We start from the raw sequence: 24,386 nt of genomic DNA on the forward strand, positions 1-24,386 counted from the left end.
GGCTCTTCTTGGGAGCGAGCGAGAGATTGGGAACGAGTGAATAGCGCGGTTTTGACTCTTCAGGCTCACGGCATTTCTCCGTTCTGCATAAAGCGGATTGCTAAGTCTGAAAAAATCACTAATTCGGTGATAAAATTCAAGATGACTTGGGATTTTTAAAATTCAAAGCACGACAAAATTAGGCCGAAAAGGCATACTCTAGCTGGTACCCCCAACTTCAAACTTACAATTATGTTCTGTAGGGATATACGCCGAATTTTTAATTTTGGATCTGTGCAGTCAAAACAAAAATTTTCGGTACACTGAGATGACAGGCCAGAAGTCAGGCGATGAATCGCTGCTTTTAGTGCAGATTGCCCGGAAAGACCAAACGGCATTAGCTAAACTTTACGATCGCTACGGTCGCCCAAGTTACGCTCTCGCTTACAAAATCCTGGGTTCGGTAGAAGAAGCTGAAGAAGTGGTACTCGATGTTTTTTCCCAAATTTGGCAAAAAGCAGCAACTTACGATCCTTCTCGCAGTCGAGCAGATACCTGGTTGTTCATGCTGACCCGCAGTCGTTCCCTCGATCGGCTGCGATCTGTGCAGCGAACAGTCCGGGCTGCTGAAGCTTGTCTGGAAGAGGCTAAAGTACCCATCTTTAGCGTTGCAGAACCGATGGAAGATGCAATGTTTAAAGAACGCCGCGAACAAGTCAAAGCGGCCTTAGAAAAACTGCCAAAGGAACAGCAACAGGCGATCGAACTCGCCTACTACCAAGGATTGACTTGCGCGGCGATCGCGGCTAAAACTGGTATCCCGACAGGTACAATCAAAACCAGAATTCGGTTGGGTATTTCCAAATTGCGTCAGGCTTTGAGCGAACAATTTTAGATGGTCAAAAAACACAATTTAAGTTGTTTAACATCAATCTAAAATTGTGGCATCTCCAATCATCCATCTTGAGTGCGAGGGCAGCAGACAATCTCAAATTTAAAATCAACTTAGGCGCAATTACAATTATTGGCGAAAAACAGATGGAAATGATGCCAGACGAGGAATATAACATCCTTGCAGCCCTTCAAGCTCTCGATATCCTCGACGAGTCAAAACGTGGCGCATTTGCAGAGAAATTGAAAGAGTCCGCAGAACTTAAAAGTGAATTAGCTGCTTTGGAATCAACAATTGCCGCGATCGCCTACACAGCCCCCCCAGTTCCTGTCGCCCCCGACCTCAAAAACCGCCTGTTACAGCGCATAGCCGAACTGCCACTAACCCCGCCAGAATCAGTCAATTTAAAGCCGAGTGTTACCTCCCCAACGGAGAACAATACTCCATCTTTAATTGTGCGATCGAACGATGTCCAATGGAAATCTTATGGAGTTCCGGGAGTCTCCTTCGGCAAGCTTTACATTGACAAAAAAAAGCGCGAAATTACCTGCTTGATGCGACTAGAACCTGGAGTAACATTTCCCATGCACCGACACGCTGCCTCGGAGGAAGTGCTTGTATTAGAAGGAGACTTAATTGTAGAAGGGGAAATTTGCCATCAAGGCGACTACATTCGCTCGGTTCCAGGTTCCACACATTCGCCCCTCACACAAGGGGGATGTTTGCTGTTAATGAAAACTTCCCTAGACAACGAAATGTTCGTCTGATATTATGTCGCTTGATTTTCCTGCAAGGATTTATTTTCGCTTAGTCGGGGCTGGTTTATGTAGACCGATTTTTAGTTGAAATTATAGAGTGTGGGTGAAACTAGCCTTTCCAAGTATTTCGTCGGTTAATTGACCGGATACGCTCTAACTCAAGAATACCGCATTGCTCCGCATTCGGCGGTTAAAAATTCCAACTATATCACGTAATTCCCATGCTAAAATACTCGCGTTTAACTGCTGTTCTGTCCGCCGTTATTATACAATTTGTACCCAGCAACCAAAGCGCGATCGCCCAAGAACGCGAAGGATGTTTTCTTGTTAATTCAGTGGGAGAAGTAATTAACTTAAATTTGTTGTGTTCGCCTCAAGAATCCGAGATTAAGCTGACAGGAAACGATGGGAAATTTCTCGAAGACTACAAACGCTTAGCAAAAAGCTACTCTCCCGAAGCAACGGATAATTTATTGCAAGCAATCCAAAGGGCACCTGGTCAAAAAATTGCGGCCGCTAAAAGAATGTGTGCGGAAGCAAAATCTGGAGTTTCTCTGCCGGAAGTTAAATTAAGAGCGATCGGGCAAGCTGTCAGTATCGAAAATCCCACTGTCAAAGAAAGTTTTCTTGCGGATGCCGATATTATTACCACTCTTGCCGCCAACCATTATTGCCCGGAGTTAGCCAGTAAGTAATATCATGAAATTTGGAGAGACACGCTAAGCGAGCATCTCAGTTTTGCTTTTACTATCCGTGTGCGATCGTCCCCCTCCCACTCCTAAAAAATACTTGTTACAAAACTGAGATGTTTCCCACGGTAATGCCGCGTCTCTACTTGCAGCAACGATCCATGAAATTACCGGACATGAAACATTTAAAATCAAGTTCCGCCGACTTGCAAAATTTATTCAAGGACAGCATTACAGTTAAATACCTCGCGGAACCGTTGAAATCTGTCCCAGCTTGCGAAGATGCAGCCCAATTGCGATCGTGGATGGAAGCCCGCGATTTTGACGTGCTCGGTATCGAAGAAAACGGCACGGTTTGTGGCTATGTAGAACGATCGCACTTAATGACCGGCAAGTGCAGCGACTACGAGCAAATTTTTCACCCCTCACAATTAATTGCCGCTTCAACTCCTTTGATGGAATTGCTGCCGCTGCTGCGAGAAAAACCGAGATTATTTGTATTGGAAAGCAACAGGATCAACGGGATCGTTACCTGTGGCGATTTGCAAAAAGCACCGGTGCGGATGCTGCTGTTTGGCTTGGTGACGCTTTTGGAAATGAATTTATTGCGGATCGTGCGGATTTACTTTCCCCCAGATTCTTGGCAGAAATTGCTTAAGGGCGATCGCATCTTAGCGGCAAAACACCTGTGGGAATTGGGGCGATCGCGAAATGAAGCAATTGACTTAATCGATTACCTGCAATTCTGCGATAAGCGAGATTTAATCCTGACTTCTGCGGAAATAGTCGATCGGCTGGGGCTCAAATCCAAACGCTACGGGGAGCGTTTTTTAAAGTCCGCAGAAGCATTGAGAAACAAATTAGCTCACGCTCAAGATTTAATTAACGGTTCTTCTTGGCCGGAAGTAATTTTTTTAGCCCAGGAAATAGAAGCGCTTTTGCAGCGTTGCGAAGAAATTGAAATGACCACACCTCATGAAACAGAAAGCCTTTAATCCTAGTCTCTTAGAGAGAAATTTTGTTTGTTGAGTCGCCCTTTCAAGCGCCTACTTCGATAGAGGAAGGTGCGCCGAAGCGCACCCTAAATTTAGTTTTTAATTTTTAGTTTCCTGTTAGTATACTGAGGAACCCAGCCTTGAGCACTGGTGTAATACTGCAAGGCTTTCAAGTACAGCGACGGAGTGAGATAAAACCAATGTTCGGTATTGGCAGGCACTTTAATGTATTCTTCAGCTTGCAGCATTAATTGTACCTGAGAGCCGTTAGAATACACAAACCCAAAAACGCATTCCCCAGCTAAAATGTGAAGAACTTCTGCATCTGTGTGGGTATGAGTGCGATCGCTTTGAGTCATCAGCGCGTAAATCTGCTGCGAACCTGGATGCAGGACTTTTAAGTCGCACCACTGATATCCGCTGGCGCGCTTAAACTGTTCAAACTCGCTATTAAATGCTGCGAGAATCTGCTGTTTTTCTGTAACATTGAGAATGTCTTGAACGAGCAGTTCTTGAAACGCCGGATTTTCGTTTGTGGGCAGAGAATCGATCTCAATATTTAAAACGGCCAGTTGACTCGCGATCGCCCGGATATCCGTATATGTTCTACCGTCTTCTAGTTGCAGAACAGCCATATTACCACCTAATGTTTTGAGCTTTGAGGGAAATTTAGTTTCCATTTTTAAGCTGCTGTTTTAAGCTTTGGTCAAAAACTAAACTCCTGCTTATTTCCAATAATAGCCGATCGCTAAAATTCCATGTCCTGCCTCGCCCATCATCAAAGCAATACCACTCATCAAATAATTTGGTGTTTTTTTTAACTTTTATTTAATAACATTTACTGGAGTTAATGTAAGGTGCACCATAAGCACGGCAAAGCTTAACTAAAAACTCACAACTTTCAAATCAGCATCCCCGCGATACAAGCAGTCATAAAACAAGCCAAAGAGCCAGCAATCATCGCCCTCACGCCCAACCTCGCCAAATCGCCTTGCCGCTCCGGAGCCATCGCGCCAATTCCCCCAATCTGAATCCCGATCGAACCAATGTTAGAAAACCCGCACAAAGCATAAGTCGCGATAATTTGCGATCGTTCAGAAATCGCCTGTTGTTTCACCAATTCCATCAAATCTAAATAAGCAACAAACTCATTCAAAATCGTTTTTTTTCCCAAAACAATCCCCACCTCTGCACAATCAGCCCAAGGCACCCCCATCAGCCAAGCAACCGGAGCCATCAAATAAGCTAAAATTAATTCTAGCGACAACTGAGGCAAACTAATTAGCCCTCCAAACCACCCCAAAAGCGCATTAAAAAAAGCCAACAAACCCAAAAAAGCAATCAGCATAGCGGCCACATTCGCCGCCAACTTCAACCCGTCGCTAGCACCCGAAGCCGCCGCATCCACCGCATTAGCATAAACCTTTTCCACCTTCACCTCCACCCCCCCAGCAGTCAGCGACTTTTCAGTTTCTGGGTACAGCAATTTAGAAATAGCCAAAGCTGCTGGTGCAGACATCACCGACGCCCCAATTAAATGTTGAGCCGGTACTCCAAAAGAAATATAAGCTGCCATGACTCCGCCGGCAATTGTGGCAAATCCTCCCGTCATGACAGCATGGAGTTCCGAGAGCGTCATCGCGGCCAAATAAGGTTTAATTAACAAAGGAGCTTCCGTTTGCCCGATAAAGATATTCCCAGCACAAGAAAGCGTTTCTGCGCCCGACGTTTTCATGGTTTTCATCATCAACCATGCCACTGCTTGCACAACTCGCTGCAAAATGCCGTAGTGATAAAGTAGGGTGATAAACGAAGAGAAAAAAATGATAGTCGGCAGCACTTTAAAAGCGATAAAGTGGTCGGCAAAATTGTCTCCAAATATAAACTTTGCCCCCGCATCAGAAAAATTGAGAAACTGCGTTACCAAATCTCCCAAAAATTTAAAGACAGCCAAACCAGGAGCAGTTTTGAGAATCAAAATAGCAAAAATTAGCTGTAAAGCAATTCCCCACAATACGGGCGGCCACTTGACAGCGCGCCGATCGACTGAAAAGGCGTAGGACAAACCGACAAAAACAGCTAACCCGAATACAGAAATAAGTCGTTCCATTTAGCAATTTTTAGAGAATGTGCAGCAAGCATTTCTCGTTACCAGGCTCTGCCTGGTAATCCAATTTAACAGTCCGATCGTACTTTATCTCGTTTCCGGAGGTCGCCATGAGTTCGCGGCGTGGGCCGCACAGCCCCGGAGGGCCTATCATACACGATGCAGCCCGATCGCAATATCAGCCAGTTTCGCTTACAATAAAAGGCTAAACCTCAAAATTACGGCGCAGCCTAATTGCTGCTACTTTTATGTCTCTACCTATAGTTGCTATTATTGGACGCCCCAATGTAGGCAAATCGACGATCGTCAACCGTTTAGCCAACACCCAAGACGCGATCGTCCACGACGAACCAGGAATCACGCGCGATCGCACTTACAGACCGGCTTACTGGGGCGATCGGGAATATCAAGTCGTAGACACCGGCGGGCTAGTATTCGACGACGAAACAGAATTTCTGCCTTTAATTCGCGAACAAGCAATGGCAGCCCTCGCAGAAGCCAGCGCAGCCATTTTCGTAGTAGACGGACAAACCGGGCTCACCGGCGGCGACGAATCGATCGCATCTTGGCTGAGACTGCAAAAAGTCCCCGTCATTCTCGCCGTCAACAAATGCGAATCGGAAAATACAGGACTCACCCAAGCAGCCGACTTTTGGCAATTGGGACTCGGAGAACCTTACCCAGTTTCCGGCATTCACGGCAACGGTACCGGCGAATTGCTTGACAAATTAATAACTTATCTTCCCACCGAAGTATTACCAGAAGTTGAGGAAATTAAAGTAGCAATTATCGGTCGTCCCAACGTCGGCAAATCGAGTTTGTTAAACGCATTTCTCGGAGAAAACCGCGCCATAGTCAGCCCGATTTCCGGCACAACCCGCGACGCGATCGACACCTTAGTAGAACGCAACGGTAAAACCTACCGCCTGATCGACACAGCCGGAATACGCAAAAAGAAAAACGTCGAATACGGTGCAGAATTTTTCGGGATCAACCGCGCTTTCAAAGCAATCCGCCGGGCCGACGTAATACTGCTAGTAATTGACGCAATTGACGGCGTTACCGACCAAGACCAAAAATTAGCCGATCGCATCAGCGAAGAAGGTCGAGCCTGCATCATAGTCGTCAACAAATGGGACGCCGTAGAAAAAGACTCCGACACCATCTACGAGTACGAAAGAGAAGTAAGAACCCGACTTTATTTCCTCGACTGGGCAGAAATGATTTTTGTTAGCGCCATGAGTGGACAGCGAGTTGAAAAAATCATTGAATTAGTAGACAAAGCCTCCGACGAACACAAACGTCGCGTCCCTACCGCCGTGATTAACGAAGTCATAGAAGAAGCCACAAGCTGGCACTCAGCCCCAGTTACCCGCCAAGGAAAACAAGGCAAAATCTATTACGGTACTCAAGTGCGATCGCAGCCACCGACAATCGCCCTGTTTGTCAACGATCCCAAACGCTTCACCGAAAATTACCGCCGCTACATGGAAAGCCAATTCCGCAAACATCTAGGCTTTACCGGTACACCAATGCGGCTACTTTGGAGAGGCAAAAAAGTTCGCGCCAGCGAAATCAGCACAACCAACAGAGCACTGCGCGTGAAGTAATTCGAGACTTTATATTAAAGAAAAAACGCAGTTTAATAATCAAAGCAAATTGCGTTTCTTTCTTTTCTCTTCCTTCGCGTCCTAGCGCTTACGCGCGGCTTCGCCTAACGCGTCTTCGCGGTTCAATAAATTTATATTATTAAAAATCTAAAATCGACAAAATGGATTTATTGCGATCGCTCCCAATAGGACTCTACCTAGAACAACCAGTAACCTGGCTTCACCGGCTAGACTCCCGCGTAAAACTAGCCTGGTTGATGACATTTCTGATTGCGCCAATACTCGCCAATCCCATCTGGCGGTTGATGCTAGTAGGAATGTTAATCGTACTGACACTAACAGCAGCAATTCCCTTGCGCGTGTGGAAACAGCAAATGGGACTGCTGCTGCTATTCTGTCTATTAGTATTTTGCCTCAGCGCGATCGCCCCCGACGGACTCCGCTCAGAACACCAGCCCCGCATCCCCGCCGACGAATTAACCTTTTCCCAACAGCCCGCAACCCTTCCACCCCGTCAAGAGCCCAAACCCTGGTACAAACCTTTTAACTTAGGCTCAAACTCTCCAATCCCCAATGCCAAAGCCCAAAGCCCAAATCAACTCCCCCCACCCACAAACTACCGTTACGTTGTATTCAAACAAGGCCCGATTAAAATCACCCGCCAATCCCTAGATTTAGCTATCAACGTCAGCACCCTATTTTTCACAGTAATTTACAGCACCAACCTCTACCTTCTCACCACAGCCAGCGAAGAAATCACCGCCGCGATTGAAAACTTAATGCAGCCTCTGCGCCGCTTGAACTGGCCTATTACCGAAATAGCCTTAACATTAACTTTATCTTTGCGATTCATTCCCCTAGTATTGGAAGAAATACAAAATTTAGTGCGATCGGTCAGAACCCGAGCGATAAACTGGAAAAAACTCGGATTTCGCAGCGCAGCTCAAGTGTGGTTGATGATAGCCGAGCGACTGTTAGAAAACTTGCTCCTGCGAGCTGAACAAATTGCCAGCGCCATGAAAGTTCGCGGCTTCACCAGTCCCGATCGACACCGTGTAGAATGGCACCAGTTGCAATTAAAAATCCGAGACTGGATCGCCCTCGGCTGCTTGCTTGTCCTCTGGAGCGCCCGCTTTGTTTGGGGTTGGGACACTTGAGATTTTAGATTTTAGATTTTAGATTTTAGATTGATGAGATTTGAGATTGAATAATATTGAAGAATTGGGAATGACTGATTCTAGCGGGGTTTCGATCACTGGCCTACATTTGAGTAAGTTTTGTCTGGTACGCGAGAGTCCTGCTAAAGTAATGGAGGCAAATATTTAGAGAGCCAAGACCTTGAACATCTATCTTGGGACAGATATCGTATATGTTCCGCGCATACAAGCCGCATTAGACCGGTTTGGGGATCGCTTCCTCGAAAAAGTTTACACGCCCGCCGAACAAAGGGATTGCGGGCAACTAAATTCTCAACACACCAGCATTAAAGGTAAAATGAATCGAGTTTCCTGCAAGCAACTAGCGGGGCGCTGGGCAGCAAAAGAAGCCGTTGTCAAAGCTCTAGGCACGGGATGGCGGGGAATACGGTATGCAGATGTGGAAATTCGGCGCTCCGAAAACGGTGCTCCCAATGTGCAACTGCACGGAACCGCAGCAGCACAAGCCTCTGTTTGGGGAAATTGCCAGTGGCAATTAAGCCTCAGCCACGACGGAGACTATTGCACGGCTACGGCTATCGCCCTTTGTAGCCCGCCGTCAAACAACGCCGTCGGGCGATCGAGCGAAACTAAAATCTCAAATCTAAATCTTTAATCTAAAATTGATCGATTGTGAGCGTGAATGACTACCGAAACTTACCTGAATCATCCAAACTTTGGCCTCCTCTTCAGGGTATCCCAGGTTGAAGACAGCCAAGAATTATTTACCACCCTATACGCCCAGCGCCTGTTTTTTTTGGTGACAAACGGCCCAGGCGGGCTGAGATTTGAACCAATCAGTCGCTCCGACGCTCGCCTCATGGTCGAAATTCGCCTGCGAACCCTGCGTCGCAGCGGTCAATATCAGGAGTACGACCAATTGCAGACCATTCACCAGCGCACGTTTCAATAACGAAAATCAGTAATTTGGTAATTGGTAACTGTCTTAATTTTCCTTCCCTCCCGTTCCCAGCGTTGAACACCCATGACCATTGCCTCTCGAATTAACAGCATTCGCCAACACTTGCCTGAATCAGTGCGGTTAATTGCCGTTACCAAACAGGTACCGACTGATGCTATCCGCGAAGCATACGACGCCGGTATCCGGGATTTTGGCGAGAGTAAGGTTCAAGAGACTGCCGACAAACAAAGCCAACTGCAAGATTTGCCGGATATCAACTGGCACTTGATCGGCCACTTGCAAGCCAACAAAGCCGCCAAGGCCCTAGAGCATTTCCAGTGGATTCACTCTCTCGAGAATTTAAAACTCGCTCAGCGAATGTCGCGCTTGGCGGGCGAACAGTCCTGCTCTCCCCAAGTCTGCCTGCAAGTCAAAATGTTGCCCGACCCGGACAAATACGGCTGGAGCGTTCCAGAACTGCTTGCAGACCTTCCAGAACTCAACAAATGTCAGCATATCAAAATTCAAGGTTTGATGACAATACCCCCACTGGGGTTAAATGACTCGCAAATCCTAGAATTATTTAACAGCACCCGCGAACTTGCTGAGAAAATCCAGCAGCAAAATTTGCCCTGCATTCAAATGCAGCAGCTCTCGATGGGGATGTCGGGAGATTATCATTTGGCAATTCAAGCAGGTGCTACTATGGTACGGCTAGGACAAACCTTATTTGGCTCTAGGAGGGGATAAATAATTCAAATCTTCTAATAAAGACAATTTAGGTTAAATATATAGTAGTCAGCCACCCGCGACTAACGCGCGACGCGAGTATAGTCGGGGCAGCAAAGTCGTGAAGGAGAGTGAATCATGAATATTTTTTCTAAACTGCGAGATTTTGTAGGCATCAACAATGAGCCTGAGTACGATGACGTGTACGACGAAACGGAAGGGGAGCGCTATCAGAACTTCTACCAAGCGCCTGAACCCAACCCCGCTGCCGTCGCAGCAGCAGAAGAAGAACGTCGTCAAAATCGTAGAATGCGAGAGCGGTCAGTAGTAGGATCGACAGGTATGGATGTCGTTGCACCAACCGGGGGAGTAGGGTCAGTAATGAATAACGTGATTGGAATGCCTGGAGCTATGAACGGGATTTCGGAAGTAGTAGTAATGGAGCCGCGCACTTTTGAAGAGATGCCGGCAGCAATTCGAGCTCTTAAGGAACGGAAGTCTGTGGTTTTGAACCTGACGGTGATGGACCCAGACCAAGCGCAAAGAGCTGTGGACTTTGTGGCGGGCGGTACTTATGCCCTGGACGGTCATCAAGAGCGAATTGGCGAAAGTATTTTCTTGTTTACGCCTAGCTGCGTGCAGGTGAGAACTCAGTCTGGTGTGGTTCACGAAGTGCCTCCTGCTCAAGGACGCCCTCGTCCTGCTGCTCCTGCACCAACAGTCTGGCCGGCAGAACAAGCTCCAATCGCTCAGTAGTCAGTAGTTAGTAGTCAGTTGACAGTGGTGAGTAGTCAGTAGTCAGTAGTCAGTAGTTACTAGTCAGTAGTCAATAGTTAACAACTAATAACTGTGGAATAAACACTGCGGATTAATAACATTAGCTAACAACTAAGTAACCAATGACAACTGACAACTGACAACTGACAACTGATAACTCAAAAGTGACAAGTGACAACTGACTAATGACTAACATAAAATTTGGTACGATCGGCGGCGGGGTAATGGGAGAAGCTCTCTTATCCCGCTTAATTGCACAAAAAGTTTATTTGCCTTCTGAAATATTGGTGAGCGACCCACAACTTCAACGCCGCCAATTTTTGACGGAAACCTACGGGATTGGAACAACAGCCAGCAATCTAGAAGTTGCTGCCGCTACAGAAGTGCTGTTTTTGGCGATTAAACCGCAAGTTTTTGATACGGTAGCTTTGGAATTGGCCGTGGCGGCAGATCGCAAACAGGGAAATAATGGAGAAACGGCTAATTCCCAGCCAGAAGCGCTGGTAGTGTCGATTTTGGCAGGAGTGCCCCTGAGCAAGCTAGAACCAGCCTTCCCGGGGCGGGGAGTGCTGCGGGTGATGCCGAATACTCCAGCAACGGTAGGAGCGGGAATGAGCGCGATCGCCTCGGGAAAACTCGTGCAACCGACTGATTTAGAATTGGTAAAGCGCATCTTTCAGGCCGTGGGAGAAGTGGTAGAAGTGCCTGAGAGTATGCTGGATGCGGTGACGGGGCTTTCGGGTTCCGGGCCTGGTTATGTAGCAATTTTAATTGAGGCCTTGACAGATGGCGGAGTTTGTGCAGGACTGCCACGGGCGATCGCCTCTCAATTAGCTTTGCAAACAGTATTCGGTACGGCGAAGCTAATGCAAGAAACGGGAATGCACCCGGCACAATTGAAAGATCAAGTTACAAGTCCCGGCGGCACGACTATTGCGGGAATTGCTAAATTAGAGAGTAGCGGCTTTCGATCGGCCCTAATCGAAGCAGTGAAAGCAGCTTGTTTGCGTTCTCAAGAATTAGGGAAATAAGTCAGGAATGACGCACAGAAACAATCAGAAATGAGTTCAATCGCACTTTAAACCTGCCGCTGCCGCTGTCGGATACTTGACGGGAACAAAAGCGAGGCCGAATCGCTCTTTTGGACACTTGACAATATGTACTAAGTCCGGTCGAAAATTTTGGCGATCGCCCTTCGCATCAAACTCAATAGTTCCGGTTGCTCCTTTGGCGCTAAAATTCTGACTCGCAATAGTGTGCTGCATCCCTTCGTGGCTGGGTTGCTGTTGCATTTCTATTGCTGTAATTAGCGTCCGAGTTGCATCGTAGGTTAAAGCTGTGCGGTGGTTGACGTTTCCTCCCCAAAGCTTTCGAGAATTTTCGGCAAATGTGGGGTTGGGAGCAGCTAAGGGATGCCAAGAGGATGATGTCACCAGTTTATCAAAAGACTGTAACTGGGAGGCAGTTTCTAAGGTTTTCTGGCTGTAGATTCCCCCGGTTCCCACTACCCAATTGCGAGCGCCATTGCCTTTAATAAGTGCCATCGCATTTTTGACTGCATTCGGGACATGACTCGTACTTAAGACAATCGCTGTTTTCTCAGTTCGCTCGATTTCTTGTAATGCTAATTCAACGTTAAAATTTTTCTTACATAAATCGAATTCAGTGATGCTTAAAATATTTCCTCCTGCTTGTCTAAACTGTTTTCTGAATTCTTCCCACAATGAAGAAGTAGCTTGAATCTCAGGACAATAGAAACCCGCCGCTTTTTTGGAACCTGCGTTTTCAATCAGATAGTTCTTGAAGTTTTCAGCAGTAATTTGATGTCTAGGGACAGTGCGAAAGAAAAACTTCCGACGTTTTTCTGTTAATTGTTCCGTTGTACTCCCAGGCGAAATTAAGACTAAGTTATTTTTGTCATAAATATCGACTGCATGCACAGTCATCTCGCTAGTATAGTGACCGACGACGCCCAAAATCTCGGTTTGCTTCACGAGTGAAGAGGCTCTAGCTTGTGCCTCTGCTTTCAGATTGGCATCGTCAGCGATAATGACTCTAATACCCTTGCCCTTAATGGCTTTCCCTGCTAAAAAACCTTGACCGGGAAAGTCGTTATTGCGATCGGAATTAAAGAGTCCTAGGTTGACTTCTGTTTGGGCGTGGGCAATGCCGCGCAACATTTCTCTAGCCAAATCAGAATTGACACTACCTCCTTCGCTGTTGCTAATGGGAACGGCAACTGCAAGGGTGTAATAATCAGCTTTTTTTGCTTTCAAAAGGGCATTATTCATGTAAATTAAAGTTTCGGGATCTTTACGTTCTTCTTCGTTCCACGATTGTTTAAATAAATTAAAAGCTGATTGATAATTTGCATTAAAAAAATCATCTACTCCCCTTTCTTTTAAGCGAGAACCCGATGTTTTTATCAGGATTTCCTCGCCACAACTCGCACCATCTCCCTTGATTAAAGGACAAGTTTTAGGTGTAAAAATTTTGTGTATTAAAAATACTGCTAGCCCGAGGAATCCTGCGATCGCGATCGGCAAGCAAACTCTCAATGTATCTTGCCGGCACTGAGGCTTCGGCAGCAGAGGTTGTTGTGGAGGGGGCGCAGGTGAGTGCAATGCTGTTAGCGCTCGCAAATCCTGTAACACTTCAGCAGCGGATTGATAGCGATCGTTAAAGTGGTAGCGCACCATCTTATTTAAAACTTTTTTTAGCTTGTCGCTAATTTGTACCATCGGGCGATCGTCAGTTGAGTAGTGCCAGACGAGTTCCCCAGTTTTTTTATCATTAAAAAAGTCTTCAATATCTAAACCTGCGATCGCTTGAATGCCAATGATTCCCACAGCATAGATATCGCTGTTAAATCTGGGCTGATTTGTCCACTGTTCGGCTGGCATATAACCGTCTGTACCAACGGCACGAGTTTGAGTTATTTGACCGTTCTCGATCGCCAAAGTGCCGATCGCTTTTACCGCCCCAAAGTCAATCACCGCAATTTTGCCGTCTAGCTTGCGCCGGATTAAGTTTGACGGTTTAATATCTCGGTGAATAATACCTTGAGAGTGTACGCACTCTAAAACTGACAAAATGTCCAGCAATAAATCAATAACTGCTGACTCCTGAAACTGCTGGCCTGAAATTAGTTCTTGATTCAGCGGATTTCCGTCGATGTATTCTTGAATTAAGTAAAATTTTCCCTTTTCCAGAAAGCGATCGATAAACTTGGGAATGCGCGGACACTTATCGAGATACTTCAGGGTTTTAGCTTCTTTTTCAAATTGCTGTTGTGCTTCTTCCAACAGCCGCGCATCCTTAGATTGAGGCGGCTCAATTTCCTTGACGACGCACAGGGGATTTCCAGGGCTGCCCAAAGCGTCGTTAGCCGTATAGGTTCTGGCAAAACCTCCCTGACCTAATTGACCGATAATTCGGTAGCGCGCGCGCAGAATATCCCCTGGTTTTAGGCACATAAATTCTCCGATTCCCCGACTGGCTGCACTCGTTGAGGTTGATTTTACCATCGGGCGGGAACGGGTTTATATAGTTTACTCATGAGTATGTAACCCCGCCCTCTGGCGGTTCATGTATCGCGAGCGAGGGCGGCTAACGCAAGAAAATTGAATCAATCAGAAACGAGTTCAATCGCACTTTAAACCTGCCGCTGCCGCTGTCGGGTACTTGACGGGAACAAAAGCGAGGCCGAACTGCTCATTTGGACACTCTACAATATGTACTAAATCGCTGGGATGATTTTTCCGATCGCCATTTTCCGGCGAGTTAAACTGAATGGTTCCTGTTGCTCCGTCAGCGCTAAAATCTGGAGATGAAAGCATTTTTTGCATTCCTTTGCGACTGGGTTCCTGCTGCATTTCCAATGCTTTTATGAGTGCGCGCGCTGCATCGTAAGCTGAAGCTATACGAGTATTTCCCTCTTCTCCCCACAGCGATCGAGCTTGTTGGGGAAATTCTGGGTTGGGGCTGTTTAAGGGATGCCAGCCGACAGAAAGGATTAGTTTATTAAACACATTTTGCGGTTGCCCAGATACAAATTCTAACATTTGCGGACACATCAGCATCCATGCCCCGGCAATCCAATTGCGAGAGCCGTTAAGTTTTATTATGTCAAATGCGCTGTCTAGCGTTCTGCTATGATGGGGATCGGGAACTAGCACGATCGCAGTTTCTCCCTTTGTCTGGATTTCCTTGATCGCTCTTGCGGTGTTGAAGTCTTTTTTAAATAAATCGAAATCTTGAATTCTGACTATTGTTCCCCCTAGGCGTCGAAAATAGTTTTTATAACCTTTCACAAAAGATGCGCCGAATGGGCTTCGCGGATTGTATAAAATTGCTACTTGTGTTTGATTTTGTTTTCGGAGGTACTTCGCTAAATCTTTAGCGATTAAACTGCTCGTATATTGAGTGCGAAAAAAAAATTTCCTAGGTTCATGCGTCAGCTCTCCCGTGGCTGCACCCGGAGACATCAAAACGAGATTATTGTTGTTGTAAATATCTACAGCGTGCATCGTCATCTCGCTACTAGCGTGACCGATAACTGCTAAAATATCCGGTCGATCGACCAGCGAAATTGCTCTTTGTTTTGCCTCCTCTTCATCGTTGGCATCGTCAGCAATAATTACTTTAAGTCCTTTGCCCTTAATGGCTTGACTTGGTAAAAAACCTTGACCTGGAAAGTCCCGATCGCTAGAATTTGATAGTCTCAAATTAACTTCTGTTTGCGCTTGAGCCACTCCGCGCAGATATTCTTTCGCCTGCTCGCCAAGCTGAGAAAAACTGTCGGGGTTTCTCCGACAAACGGAAAGGACGACAGCAATTGTGTAATAAGGAGCGTTGCTGACTTCCAGAAAAGCATTGTTCAGGTAAATTAAAGTTTCTGGGTCTTTGCCGTCTTCGTTGTGCCACGATTCTTTGAAGGTATTAAAAGCTTGCTTTGAATTTGAAGCTGCAAATTCTTTAACTCCTTTTTGCTTGAGCCAAGGTTGAGAACTTGTAAATAGAATTTTTTCTCCGGCACTTAAACCATCTGGGAGGTTTGGGGGGGAAGGTGTTTTGCTGTCACGGGCGATCGAATATTCCACTCCCACCTGCGTCGCAATCTCAATCGGCGGTGAGGGCGATACCGCCTCCGATCGCAAATGGTCTAACACTTCAGCAGCGGATTGATAGCGATCGTTAAAGTGGTAGCGCACCATCTTATTTAAAACTTTTTCCAGCTTGTCGCTAATTTGTACCATCGGGCGATCGTCAGTTGAGTAGTGCCAGACAAGTTCCCCAGTTTTTTTATGATTTAAAAAATCTTCAATATCTAAACCTGCGATCGCTTGAATGGCGATGATGCCCACAGCATAGATATCGCTGTTAAATCTTGGCTGATTTTTCCACTGTTCGGCCGGCATATAACCGTCTGTACCGATGACACGAGTTTGAGTTATTTGACCGCCCTGCATCGCCAAATTGCTAATACCTTTGACTGCCCCAAAGTCAATCACGGCAATTTTGCCGGTTCTTTGGCATCGGATTAAGTTTGACGGTTTAATATCGCGGTGAATAATATGTTTTTTGTGGACGCAATCTAAAACTTCTAAAATGTCCTGCAATAAATCAATAACTTCTGATTCCCTAAACTGCCTGCCTGAACCGATTTCCTTGTTCAGCGGATTTCCTGCAATATATTCTTGAATTAAGTAAAATTTTCCCTGTTCTTGAAAGTGCTCGATTAACCTGGGAATGCGCGAGCACTCTTCCAGAGATATCAGGGATTCAGCTTCTGTTTCAAATTGCACCTGGGCCCTGTGCAAAACATCGGGATCGTTCGATTGAGGAGCCTGAATTTCCTTGACGACGCACAGGGGATTTCCGGAGCTGCCCAAAGCGTCGTTAGCCGTATAGGTTTTAGCAAACCCTCCCTCACCTAATTGACCGATAATGTGGTAGCGATCGCGCAGAATATCCCCTGGATTCAGACACATAAATTTTTACAATGCCTTAACTCGCTGCACTCGTTGAGGTCGATCGTACCACAAATATGACTTTTATGAACTCAAAGTTATGACTTTTATGAACTCAAAGTTATGAATATATGAATTGATTTTGAGAGTGGCTTATTTAATAATCTTGGCATCTGAGATTTTAGGGAGAAAATATTTTATGGCTTTACAAAGAGACCCAGCAGGAGTGCCTCGCTTAGTTGGCGACAATACATCGGAATCAGTTGATTTATTCATCGATAATTCCCGATTCGGAGGTGTAACTAATTTCCCTTCAGGAGTAGGGATGCTCGGAGGTGACGATACAGTGGCCGGCTCAACCGCTAATGATTTGATCTTTGGCAATGAGGGCGAAGATATTATCACAGGGTATTTTGGTAACGATTCTTTATTGGGGGGAAAAGGGAAAGACCTAATAGGTGGAGGGGACGGAAATGACTCTCTAAACGGAGGTTTAGATGGAGATATGCTTTTGGGTTTGGGTGGAAATGATATTTTATTGGGCGGTAAAGGCAATGATTTTTTAGTAAGCGGTAACGGAAATGACACTCTAGTGGGAGGTTTGGGTCGAGACTTCTTAGCAGGTTTTGATGATAATAATTCTATCAAACTCGGGGGCAGCAACTTGTACGTCCTCCAAGCAGAACCCGGAGTTACAGATGTCAATAATACCGATCTCATTGTAAGTTTCAGACCTGCTTTCGATAAAATTGGATTAGCAGACGGTTTGACGGTTAACGATGTAGTTTTGGAAAGCTTGACAAATGCGTCCATTACAATACAAGCGGAAGTGCCGCAAGCTCTGGGTTCTTTTCTTCCGCCCGATCTATTAGGCTCCAAATCGATCGTGACTTCAGGGACTCTCATCAAAGTCAAGAATTCCGGAGATTTAATAGGTTTTGTTGAGAGTGTAACGCCTGCTCAACTGCAAAACAGTATTATCTCTACTCAGGGATTCTAAGCTGTAGAATGCGCTGCCAAGCCTCCTGCAAAAGCTTAAATCGAAGATTGGACAGAGAAATAGTAATCTGCAACCAGCGGTACAACAATACTAATTATCAATCGCTACCTGCTGTTTCCAATTTCTCTCCAATCCTCGGTTCCGTACCATTCAACAGCCGCTGAATATTGCTCCGATGTCGCACAATTACAAACACACCGCCCGCAATGCCAAACAATACATAAGCTAGCGGCTGATGTAAAGTAAACATCAATCCAGCAACGCTAATTGCCCCGATAATCGAGCTTAAAGAAACAATTCGCGACACTGCAAACACGATTCCAAAAATTCCGAAAGTTCCCAAACCTACTGGCCAGTACAAACCAAGCAAAACTCCCAAACTCGTAGCGACAGATTTACCGCCGGTAAACCCCAGCCAAATAGATTTGCTGTGGCCCAAAACAGCAGAGAAACCCGCCAAAGTTGCCATCCAAGGGATGACAGTTGCAGTATTTTCTAAACCTGCGGCGGTTGCTAGCTGCTGGGTAAAACTGAGAGAGTAAATGTAGCGGATTAGGACGATCGCACTTACCCCCTTCAACACATCAACCAGCAACACCCCCAACCCCGGCCACTTACCCAAAGTCCTCAGTACGTTAGTCGCACCCGTCGAACCCGAACCAACCTCTCGAATATCAATTCCTAGCATCCATTTCCCCAAGGCGTACCCAGTAGGAATCGAACCCAGCAAATAAGCTGCTATTAGCAATGCGCCATTTAAAATTATCCAGCTAGCCATTTTTTAATTTGAGATTTCGTGTACAGCAGAAGGAAGAAGGAAGAAGGAAGAAGGAAGAAGGAAGAAGAAGAAACAACCAATTCCGGTTAATTTCCCTCTGAGTTTCTTCAGTCCGCGCAGGCGGACGAAAGTTTGTATAGCAGCGAATTATATTCGCCCGGACTTGCTCAAAAATCCTTAGCAGTCGTCAAAGTTTGCGGGTCAGAAGCAAAAGCCAACCACAGCGGAAATTGCAGCAGTGACAAACTAATTAAATCCTCAGTTTCATCAATGACAATTAGTGGCAATTTGCCCTCTTTCACCAGTCGATCGGCTTTTTGAGCTAAAGCTTCCGCAGACTCAAACATAATAATCCCCCGTTCCGGGCCAAAATCGTTGCGAGTAATGCCCAAACAGTCCTGCAAACCCCGGCGCCACTCTCCTAAACGTTCGGGACTGTTGGCGAGCACCAAAGTCCGCACCCGTCCACCGTAGACGCTTCTGAGTACAGAAATAATAGTCGAAGTAATCAAGATATTTTGCAAGCGCGAACCCATAGTCCGCAAAGCACCCCTTCCTCCTTGAGTGAAAAACCAGTTAGAAACTCGTTCCGCGTGGATGGGTTCAAAAGTGCGGCGAAGTTGCCAAGGCGGGCCGTAGTAGTCGGGGAGAGTGCGATATTGATCGAGGGTGCGGCGAATTTGTTTGGCTTGTTCTTGAAATCCCTGTTCCGCAAATTTGGGATTTACTGGTGCTGAGGATTGAGACTCCTCAGCAGGAATTTGCCTGGGTGTCTCTTGCACTGGTGGCGTCAAATCTAAGAGTTCGGCGGTAGCGGCCAAATCCTGCAAACTGCCTACTAGATAGTCTTTGAAACCCTGGACTCGAATTGCTAAATCTTGGGAAACGCCGGCAAAAGTGGTTCGCATTTCCTTTTGAATTCGATCGCGCCGGCGTTCGAGTTTTTCTACTTCGATTTGTAGCGCTTGTTTGCGGTGATCTAGTTGAATCAAGCCGTCTTGTACCAAACGCCCGATCGATGCTTGAGCCTGGCCCAACGCTTCTAAAGCATTGGCTTTGTCGGCTTCCAATGCGGCAATTTTTTCAGTCAAATTTTGTTCTTGCTGCTGCAATTCTTTGACTCTCTGTGCCAACTGTTCGGTAACATTTTCTGGGATGTGCGTTACCGTTTCTGGGGTTGCTATTGGCTGGGAGTCTGCTGGAAGCTCAATTTGAGCGATCGGACTTTCTGATTCGGCATCGTCGGTGTTGGGCGGAATTTGGGCGATTGCGCCTGCTTCGTCCACGAATTGGGCGATTTCGGCATCTTCCTCGCCCAGCGGCGGGTCTGTTTCTGGCGGGAGTTGGGCTGGCAGTTCATTTTCGTCGAGCCACAAATCTCGTGTTTGAGATAGAAGTTCGTACTCCGTCTCATTCACGGGTAAATCGACTTCGCCGTCACCGCTTGGGGCGGGTGGTTGGGCTTGCGGTTCTTGGGTTGGAGATTCGTCTGAATTCATGGGAAATTTTGTTCGGCGTGGGCACGGAAAAGTTAAAAATTAAAAATTAACAACTTTTTTAGTCTTGACGGGGACAGCGCTGTTCTAAGCAGGTCTGTAGCATTTTACGATCGAACAGAACCGGCAGAAAGTGAATGCTGTTAATTTCTTTGAAATAGAACAAAATCGGCACAGGGGGCCAAAATATCCGCCAATTTTGCCATTCTCGGTAAGGAAAGCGGCGGATTAATTTGGACGATCGATAAATGTCCAAATCTGTTGGGGTAAATTGTAGCCGGATGGTGGCGGCTTGGTACATCAGAAACAAGCCGAACACAGAAAGCGGCAAACTCACCCACTTCTGAACGAACAGCAGCGGTACGGCCGCCAGTACCAAAACTAGGGGAATCGCATAACTCGGAGCGAGCTCGATCGTATTTGTCGGCGCAGTAGAAGAGGCAGTGGTATTCACGGGTTTAAATCAAGGGTAGTAAACGAATGTTGCCGATTATTCATATTTTATCTGTTTCCTAGCTTACAAGCCTTTGAGTACGCTAGAGCCCGTCCCCTGAAACATCAGCCAAGTCATGAAAAAGTTCACAATAAAAATAGCCAGTAAAGCCGTCACCACCGCCGTAGTAGTCGATTGACCGACGCCTTTTGCCCCGCCGGTGGTGGTCAAACCCCAGCTAGTGCCGATTACAGCAATCAAGCCACCGAATACAAAAGCCTTAATTGCCGCGCTGCAAATATCCCACAGACCCAAGAAATTGCGGACTGATTCTAAAAACACGCTTTGAGAGATGCCGTACATCGTCGTAGCAATCAGCAGTCCGCCGAGGACGCCGGTGACGAGACACATGATGGTTAAAATTGGCAGCATCAAGCAGCAAGCAAGGACGCGGGGAATGACTAAATAGTCGATCGGGTCTGTTCTGAGCATCAGCAAGGCATCTATCTGTTCTGTTACCTGCATTGTGCCGATTTCCGCTGCAAAAGCCGAACCTACCCGTCCCGTCACGATGACGGCTGTTAAGACGGGGCCGAGCTCGCGAGTCAAAGACAAAGCTAAAACGCCACCTACGACATTGGCGGCACCGAGGTTAATAAATTCCCTGGCTACCTGAATAGTAAATACCATGCCGACAAAACCCGCCGTCAGCAAAGCAATCAGCAGAGATTCCGGGCCGACTGCTGCCATTTGGTCGATGGTGTTGCGGCGGTGAATTTTGCCTTTCAGCAAGTGCAGCATGACTTGGCCGCCCAATAAAGCTGCTGCCAGCAACCGCTGACTCCACAAACTGAGGCTCGAAGATGTAGTGGTGCTCAAGGGATTTCGACTCTATAACAACTGCAAAAAATGAAATTTATCTACAAATCTTAAACAAGTTTTTTCTATAACATTTAAGATTTCTGACAGAACTGGCCACTGAGGGCGATCGCTGCCTATCGTAGAAAAGAACAAGTTTTGTTTGCTTGTACCTTTCGGCAGTTTAGCTGAATTTACTGACTCTTATGAGCATTTTTCCCAATTTTCTTCGTTCTGTACTGCTGACCAGCCTGTTGAGCTTTGTCGCCCCCGTATTGTTAATCGGCGCGGGATTGGCTAGCTTTTTGCTGATCGGCTTCGTGCCTGCTCTCCAAGGAGTTGGTCGTTCTGGAGAAGACCTGATTTTGCAGTTCTTAGCTACTTTCGGCAGCGGCTGTCCCCTCCAGGGCTTTTTCGTCATTGGTCTAACTTTTGGTTTGGTGGGTGCTTTGTTTGATACCTACGCTTCTTATCAGCATTCGCGGTGGAGTTAATTTTGTTTCGTTATATGTGGGATTTGAGATTTTAGGTTGGGAATTCTAAATTAAATCTAAAATCTCAAATTGTTGGGTTCCGATGCGATCGAATAGCGCCACCTGTAATAACTTCGCCTACACACGGATAGTTGCTAGCAGACAGGAGTGGTGGAGAGCAAAAAATTTTAGACCACAGTTAAAATTTGCCGAGTCATGTGTGGAGTCAATCTCAAATCTAAACTCTCCAACCTCAAATCGGCTGACTTCGCCCAAAAACGGATACTTGAAATTTTAGACTCTTGGTCAAAGTTCCAGATTCATCTGTAGAGTCAATCTCAAATCTCAAATCTCAAACCGACTCACTCAACATTATTGCTCGCAAATGTTCGGTAATGCGATCGGCCTTTTTGCGGAAAACCGAATCCCCCTATTTCTGGAGCTGGAATATATTAAATACAGGTTGAGTCAAGTGTTTCTCAACCCTAAAAACTTCAGATAGTCGAGGTATTAGTTATGGCACTTATTCGTTGGGAACCTTTGCGGGAAATGGACTCCTTGCAGCGAGAAATGAATCGGTTGTTTGATAGCTTGACTCCGGCAACCGAGCGCGCATCTAACGGTGTTGCTTTTCTACCCCCCGCCGAACTCGATGAAACTCCCGAAGCCATCCACCTTAAATTAGAAGTTCCGGGCATGGAAGCTAAGGATTTGGACGTACAAGTAACCGCAGAAGCTGTTGCTATTAGTGGCGAACGCCGTCAGGAAACTAAGAGTGAAGATAAAGGCATGACTCGCTCTGAGTTCCGTTACGGTTCGTTCCGCCGGGTGATTCCCCTACCCGCACGGGTTCAAAATGACAGCGTAGAAGCTGAGTACAAAAATGGAGTTTTGCACCTGAATTTGCCCAAAGCGGAAGCAGAAAAGAACCGCGTGGTGAAAGTGCAAATCGGCGGCTAATAATTGTTGGCTAATTGCTGATAGATAGGGCGTGCGGTGCGCGCCCTATTTGTTTGGAAAATTGGTAATTGGTAATTGGTAAGTGAGCCGAAAAGCATTGGGCATTGCGAGTTTGAGGAAGGATTCTTCCATCGTCCTTCTTCGTTTTTCCATCGTCCTTCTTCCTTCTTCCTTCCATCCGTTACATCCTCAGAAAGCGAATCCGTTACCGAACTTCCTTTTTCCGATTCGGCAACTGTGCTAAACTCGAAGATGCGATGGTTGGTGAGGAGACTTGCGTGCCGAGTCAGGGAGTTGGAGGAAATGGAATTGCATCGGAGTTTGGAGACTTAACCGGGATGACCCGCCAAGAAGTCGATGATTTTTTGCGCGGATTAGGTGCCGAAATCAAAACTACTAGAGATGGTTATGTTGCATATAAATTTTTTGATAAGTCAACAGTAATGATCCGTCCTAACGGTGAAGTGATTAGAACGCCTGCACCGAAATCGGGATCAGATGGAAGAAATATCAACAAAGCTTTGCGTCTCGATAGAGAGGGTAATTTATTGCGGACGAGAGACGAATTTGGTAATTTAATTCCAGGTACTCACAATACGGGGGAAAAATTAAATGAGTGATTGGAAGGATGACTATAACTTGCTTGGATTGGGTGGTTTTACATCTTTAATCACAAAAGTCAACGTATCTTTATGGGGAAACGAAGTATTAATTGAATGCGTCTACAATCCAGAAGAAAGATTGCCTTATATCCTGGCATTCAAAGACTGTCGCGATATCAGTTGGACTGTACACGATGAAGAGGCAGTTGGCGAACTGGAAGCTGAATTCTTCGGAATTTCATTGGGCGAGCCGGAACACCGCAAGCCTGCGGTGATTACTACAGATATTTTTGAAATTTCAATTTTGTACGGCAGTTTTAGCATTCACAAGGGAGAAAACCTAAATGCTGAAGTAGAAGATTTAGAAACAGAGGAGTGGGGTATCACAATCGCCAGCAGTATTGTACCAATTGTAAACCCCCGCGCGGTTAAATTGCCAAGGCGTTAGTAATATTATCTCGGGTAAAATAACTATTACAGGACTTACCCACTCCGACTCCTCGAAACTGGGTTTTTTACATAATCTGCGGGTTTTAACGAAGTATTTTCGTAAAAAACCCGGTTTCTGGGCCCCCATGCGTAAGTCCTATATTATTAGGTTTGTAGTGAGGACTGAAGTCCTCATCAAAAATCTGAGGATTGAAGTCCTCACTACAAAATAATTACCAATTTTTCAAAAAAGACAGTAGGTATTGTTGCCAGCCTCAGTTTACGATACTTAAGAGAACATTTTTTGCAAATGAGGTAAAACACAATGCCTGATATTGTTGATATTGCTGTAGGTGCGGGTTCCTTTCAAACCCTGGTAACGGCGGTGCAAGTAGCTAATTTAGTAGATGCGCTCAAAAGTCCGGGCCCTTTCACTGTCTTTGCACCCACTGACGATGCTTTTGCGAAATTGCCGCCGGGAACTATCACCACCCTAGTCCAGAACGTTCCCCAACTGACTAGGATTTTGATGTTTCATGTCGTCTCCGGCAAGTTTATGAAAGCTGATTTGGCCAAACTCGGTTTTGTTACTTCCTTAGAAGGTTCGCCGATTAAAATTGATTGTTCTGACGGTTTTGAGGTGAAAAATGCTACAGTTGTCGCTGCAGATATCGAAGCAGACAATGGCGTCATCCACGTCATCGATAACGTGATTTTAATGGGATAATTTCGCTGGGGGAGCCAAGCAGGTG

25 protein-coding genes are annotated in these 24,386 nt (G+C 46.1%); 17 read left to right on the forward strand and 8 right to left on the reverse strand.

Annotation, left to right across the window (positions count from 1 at the left end):
- Positions 1-307 precede the first annotated feature (307 nt).
- From D0A34_00900 to D0A34_00915, 4 genes are all read left to right on the forward strand, one after another.
- Entirely contained in the window at positions 308-874 is a 567-nt protein-coding gene (locus tag D0A34_00900) for a sigma-70 family RNA polymerase sigma factor (protein UNU17600.1), read from the forward strand.
- A gap of 143 nt (positions 875-1,017) precedes the next feature.
- Positions 1,018-1,638: a cupin-like domain-containing protein gene (locus tag D0A34_00905; protein UNU22113.1), complete on the forward strand. Its 621-nt coding sequence runs from the start codon at positions 1,018-1,020 to the stop codon at positions 1,636-1,638.
- A 212-nt stretch (positions 1,639-1,850) separates the two neighbouring features.
- Positions 1,851-2,324 carry a hypothetical protein gene (locus D0A34_00910; protein UNU17601.1) on the forward strand — a complete coding sequence of 158 codons (474 nt, stop codon included), beginning with the start codon at positions 1,851-1,853 and terminating at the stop codon, positions 2,322-2,324.
- 170 nt (positions 2,325-2,494) lie between these two features.
- Positions 2,495-3,313 carry a hypothetical protein gene (locus D0A34_00915; protein ID UNU17602.1) on the forward strand — a complete coding sequence of 273 codons (819 nt, stop codon included), beginning with the start codon at positions 2,495-2,497 and terminating at the stop codon, positions 3,311-3,313.
- 92 nt (positions 3,314-3,405) lie between these two features.
- On the opposite strand, the gene D0A34_00920 is transcribed toward D0A34_00915, so the two are convergent.
- Positions 3,406-3,993, reverse strand: coding sequence for an acireductone dioxygenase (locus D0A34_00920; GenBank protein ID UNU17603.1), 588 nt, complete (start codon positions 3,991-3,993; stop codon positions 3,406-3,408).
- 221 nt (positions 3,994-4,214) lie between these two features.
- On the reverse strand, positions 4,215-5,423 hold the full coding sequence (locus D0A34_00925) for a NupC/NupG family nucleoside CNT transporter (protein UNU17604.1): 1,209 nt from the start codon (positions 5,421-5,423) through the stop codon (positions 4,215-4,217).
- 245 nt (positions 5,424-5,668) lie between these two features.
- On the opposite strand from D0A34_00925, the gene D0A34_00930 reads away from it, so the two are divergent.
- The 7 genes from D0A34_00930 (at position 5,669) to proC (ending at position 11,664) form a co-directional block, all read left to right on the forward strand.
- On the forward strand, positions 5,669-7,030 hold the full coding sequence (locus D0A34_00930) for a ribosome biogenesis GTPase Der (protein ID UNU17605.1): 1,362 nt from the start codon (positions 5,669-5,671) through the stop codon (positions 7,028-7,030).
- A gap of 161 nt (positions 7,031-7,191) precedes the next feature.
- Positions 7,192-8,187 carry an energy-coupling factor transporter transmembrane protein EcfT gene (locus tag D0A34_00935; protein ID UNU17606.1) on the forward strand — a complete coding sequence of 332 codons (996 nt, stop codon included), beginning with the start codon at positions 7,192-7,194 and terminating at the stop codon, positions 8,185-8,187.
- A 181-nt stretch (positions 8,188-8,368) separates the two neighbouring features.
- A complete protein-coding gene (acpS, locus tag D0A34_00940) occupies positions 8,369-8,842 on the forward strand; it encodes a holo-[acyl-carrier-protein] synthase (GenBank protein ID UNU17607.1) in 474 nt (157 codons plus the stop codon).
- 27 nt (positions 8,843-8,869) lie between these two features.
- Positions 8,870-9,139: a DUF3539 family protein gene (locus D0A34_00945; GenBank protein ID UNU17608.1), complete on the forward strand. Its 270-nt coding sequence runs from the start codon at positions 8,870-8,872 to the stop codon at positions 9,137-9,139.
- Positions 9,140-9,211: 72 nt separating this feature from the next.
- Positions 9,212-9,877: a YggS family pyridoxal phosphate-dependent enzyme gene (locus D0A34_00950; GenBank protein ID UNU17609.1), complete on the forward strand. Its 666-nt coding sequence runs from the start codon at positions 9,212-9,214 to the stop codon at positions 9,875-9,877.
- A 117-nt stretch (positions 9,878-9,994) separates the two neighbouring features.
- Positions 9,995-10,612, forward strand: a complete 618-nt coding sequence (locus tag D0A34_00955) for a cell division protein SepF (protein ID UNU17610.1) — start codon at positions 9,995-9,997, stop codon at positions 10,610-10,612.
- A 206-nt stretch (positions 10,613-10,818) separates the two neighbouring features.
- A complete protein-coding gene (gene proC, locus D0A34_00960) occupies positions 10,819-11,664 on the forward strand; it encodes a pyrroline-5-carboxylate reductase (GenBank protein UNU17611.1) in 846 nt (281 codons plus the stop codon).
- 36 nt (positions 11,665-11,700) lie between these two features.
- On the opposite strand, the gene D0A34_00965 is transcribed toward proC, so the two are convergent.
- On the reverse strand, positions 11,701-14,109 hold the full coding sequence (locus tag D0A34_00965; protein ID UNU22114.1) for a serine/threonine protein kinase: 2,409 nt from the start codon (positions 14,107-14,109) through the stop codon (positions 11,701-11,703).
- A gap of 168 nt (positions 14,110-14,277) precedes the next feature.
- Positions 14,278-16,626, reverse strand: a complete 2,349-nt coding sequence (locus D0A34_00970) for a serine/threonine protein kinase (protein UNU17612.1) — start codon at positions 16,624-16,626, stop codon at positions 14,278-14,280.
- A 178-nt stretch (positions 16,627-16,804) separates the two neighbouring features.
- On the opposite strand from D0A34_00970, the gene D0A34_00975 reads away from it, so the two are divergent.
- Positions 16,805-17,605 carry a calcium-binding protein gene (locus D0A34_00975; protein UNU17613.1) on the forward strand — a complete coding sequence of 267 codons (801 nt, stop codon included), beginning with the start codon at positions 16,805-16,807 and terminating at the stop codon, positions 17,603-17,605.
- A 97-nt stretch (positions 17,606-17,702) separates the two neighbouring features.
- Here the strand turns inward: D0A34_00975 and plsY are convergent, their stop codons facing one another.
- The 4 genes from plsY to D0A34_00995 all read right to left on the reverse strand — a co-directional run bounded on the left by plsY (position 17,703) and on the right by D0A34_00995 (position 21,191).
- A complete protein-coding gene (plsY, locus tag D0A34_00980) occupies positions 17,703-18,383 on the reverse strand; it encodes a glycerol-3-phosphate 1-O-acyltransferase (GenBank protein UNU17614.1) in 681 nt (226 codons plus the stop codon).
- Positions 18,384-18,550: 167 nt separating this feature from the next.
- Complete coding sequence (locus D0A34_00985) at positions 18,551-19,882, reverse strand: DUF3086 domain-containing protein (protein UNU17615.1); 1,332 nt, start codon at positions 19,880-19,882, stop codon at positions 18,551-18,553.
- 58 nt (positions 19,883-19,940) lie between these two features.
- Positions 19,941-20,333, reverse strand: coding sequence for a DUF3119 family protein (locus D0A34_00990; GenBank protein UNU17616.1), 393 nt, complete (start codon positions 20,331-20,333; stop codon positions 19,941-19,943).
- A 63-nt stretch (positions 20,334-20,396) separates the two neighbouring features.
- Entirely contained in the window at positions 20,397-21,191 is a 795-nt protein-coding gene (locus D0A34_00995; GenBank protein ID UNU17617.1) for an MlaE family lipid ABC transporter permease subunit, read from the reverse strand.
- A gap of 185 nt (positions 21,192-21,376) precedes the next feature.
- On the opposite strand from D0A34_00995, the gene D0A34_01000 reads away from it, so the two are divergent.
- From D0A34_01000 to D0A34_01020, 5 genes are all read left to right on the forward strand, one after another.
- Positions 21,377-21,664, forward strand: a complete 288-nt coding sequence (locus tag D0A34_01000) for a hypothetical protein (protein ID UNU17618.1) — start codon at positions 21,377-21,379, stop codon at positions 21,662-21,664.
- A gap of 495 nt (positions 21,665-22,159) precedes the next feature.
- A complete protein-coding gene (locus tag D0A34_01005; protein ID UNU17619.1) occupies positions 22,160-22,603 on the forward strand; it encodes an Hsp20/alpha crystallin family protein in 444 nt (147 codons plus the stop codon).
- A gap of 278 nt (positions 22,604-22,881) precedes the next feature.
- The gene (locus tag D0A34_01010) at positions 22,882-23,223 is read left to right on the forward strand and encodes a hypothetical protein (GenBank protein UNU22115.1); all 342 of its coding nucleotides are present in this window, start codon (positions 22,882-22,884) and stop codon (positions 23,221-23,223) included.
- Positions 23,216-23,653, forward strand: coding sequence for a hypothetical protein (locus D0A34_01015; GenBank protein ID UNU17620.1), 438 nt, complete (start codon positions 23,216-23,218; stop codon positions 23,651-23,653). Before D0A34_01010 ends, D0A34_01015 begins: the two co-directional genes overlap by 8 nt.
- Before the next feature lie 306 nt (positions 23,654-23,959).
- The gene (locus tag D0A34_01020) at positions 23,960-24,361 is read left to right on the forward strand and encodes a fasciclin domain-containing protein (protein UNU17621.1); all 402 of its coding nucleotides are present in this window, start codon (positions 23,960-23,962) and stop codon (positions 24,359-24,361) included.
- Positions 24,362-24,386 lie beyond the last annotated feature (25 nt).

It is taken from the genome of Microcoleus vaginatus PCC 9802 (assembly GCA_022701275.1).
Classification (GTDB): Bacteria; Cyanobacteriota; Cyanobacteriia; order Cyanobacteriales; family Microcoleaceae; genus Microcoleus; species Microcoleus vaginatus_A.

What these genes read in the sequence shown, in the direction of transcription:
- D0A34_01015 (UNU17620.1), top strand. Translation starts at nt 23,216, where the DNA reads ATGAGTGATTGGAAGGATGACTATAACTTGCTTGGATTGGGTGGTTTT.
- D0A34_00950 (UNU17609.1), top strand. Translation starts at nt 9,212, where the DNA reads ATGACCATTGCCTCTCGAATTAACAGCATTCGCCAACACTTGCCTGAA.
- D0A34_01020 (UNU17621.1), top strand. Translation starts at nt 23,960, where the DNA reads ATGCCTGATATTGTTGATATTGCTGTAGGTGCGGGTTCCTTTCAAACC.
- D0A34_00975 (UNU17613.1), top strand. Translation starts at nt 16,805, where the DNA reads ATGGCTTTACAAAGAGACCCAGCAGGAGTGCCTCGCTTAGTTGGCGAC.
- D0A34_00915 (UNU17602.1), top strand. Translation starts at nt 2,495, where the DNA reads ATGAAACATTTAAAATCAAGTTCCGCCGACTTGCAAAATTTATTCAAG.
- D0A34_00985 (UNU17615.1), bottom strand. Translation starts at nt 19,882, where the DNA reads ATGAATTCAGACGAATCTCCAACCCAAGAACCGCAAGCCCAACCACCC.
- D0A34_00945 (UNU17608.1), top strand. Translation starts at nt 8,870, where the DNA reads ATGACTACCGAAACTTACCTGAATCATCCAAACTTTGGCCTCCTCTTC.
- D0A34_00920 (UNU17603.1), bottom strand. Translation starts at nt 3,993, where the DNA reads ATGGAAACTAAATTTCCCTCAAAGCTCAAAACATTAGGTGGTAATATG.
- D0A34_00910 (UNU17601.1), top strand. Translation starts at nt 1,851, where the DNA reads ATGCTAAAATACTCGCGTTTAACTGCTGTTCTGTCCGCCGTTATTATA.
- D0A34_00905 (UNU22113.1), top strand. Translation starts at nt 1,018, where the DNA reads ATGGAAATGATGCCAGACGAGGAATATAACATCCTTGCAGCCCTTCAA.
- D0A34_00935 (UNU17606.1), top strand. Translation starts at nt 7,192, where the DNA reads ATGGATTTATTGCGATCGCTCCCAATAGGACTCTACCTAGAACAACCA.
- D0A34_01000 (UNU17618.1), top strand. Translation starts at nt 21,377, where the DNA reads ATGAGCATTTTTCCCAATTTTCTTCGTTCTGTACTGCTGACCAGCCTG.
- D0A34_00965 (UNU22114.1), bottom strand. Translation starts at nt 14,109, where the DNA reads ATGTGCCTAAAACCAGGGGATATTCTGCGCGCGCGCTACCGAATTATC.
- D0A34_00955 (UNU17610.1), top strand. Translation starts at nt 9,995, where the DNA reads ATGAATATTTTTTCTAAACTGCGAGATTTTGTAGGCATCAACAATGAG.
- D0A34_00900 (UNU17600.1), top strand. Translation starts at nt 308, where the DNA reads ATGACAGGCCAGAAGTCAGGCGATGAATCGCTGCTTTTAGTGCAGATT.
- plsY (UNU17614.1), bottom strand. Translation starts at nt 18,383, where the DNA reads ATGGCTAGCTGGATAATTTTAAATGGCGCATTGCTAATAGCAGCTTAT.
- D0A34_00930 (UNU17605.1), top strand. Translation starts at nt 5,669, where the DNA reads ATGTCTCTACCTATAGTTGCTATTATTGGACGCCCCAATGTAGGCAAA.
- proC (UNU17611.1), top strand. Translation starts at nt 10,819, where the DNA reads ATGACTAACATAAAATTTGGTACGATCGGCGGCGGGGTAATGGGAGAA.
- D0A34_00925 (UNU17604.1), bottom strand. Translation starts at nt 5,423, where the DNA reads ATGGAACGACTTATTTCTGTATTCGGGTTAGCTGTTTTTGTCGGTTTG.
- D0A34_01005 (UNU17619.1), top strand. Translation starts at nt 22,160, where the DNA reads ATGGCACTTATTCGTTGGGAACCTTTGCGGGAAATGGACTCCTTGCAG.
- D0A34_00970 (UNU17612.1), bottom strand. Translation starts at nt 16,626, where the DNA reads ATGTGTCTGAATCCAGGGGATATTCTGCGCGATCGCTACCACATTATC.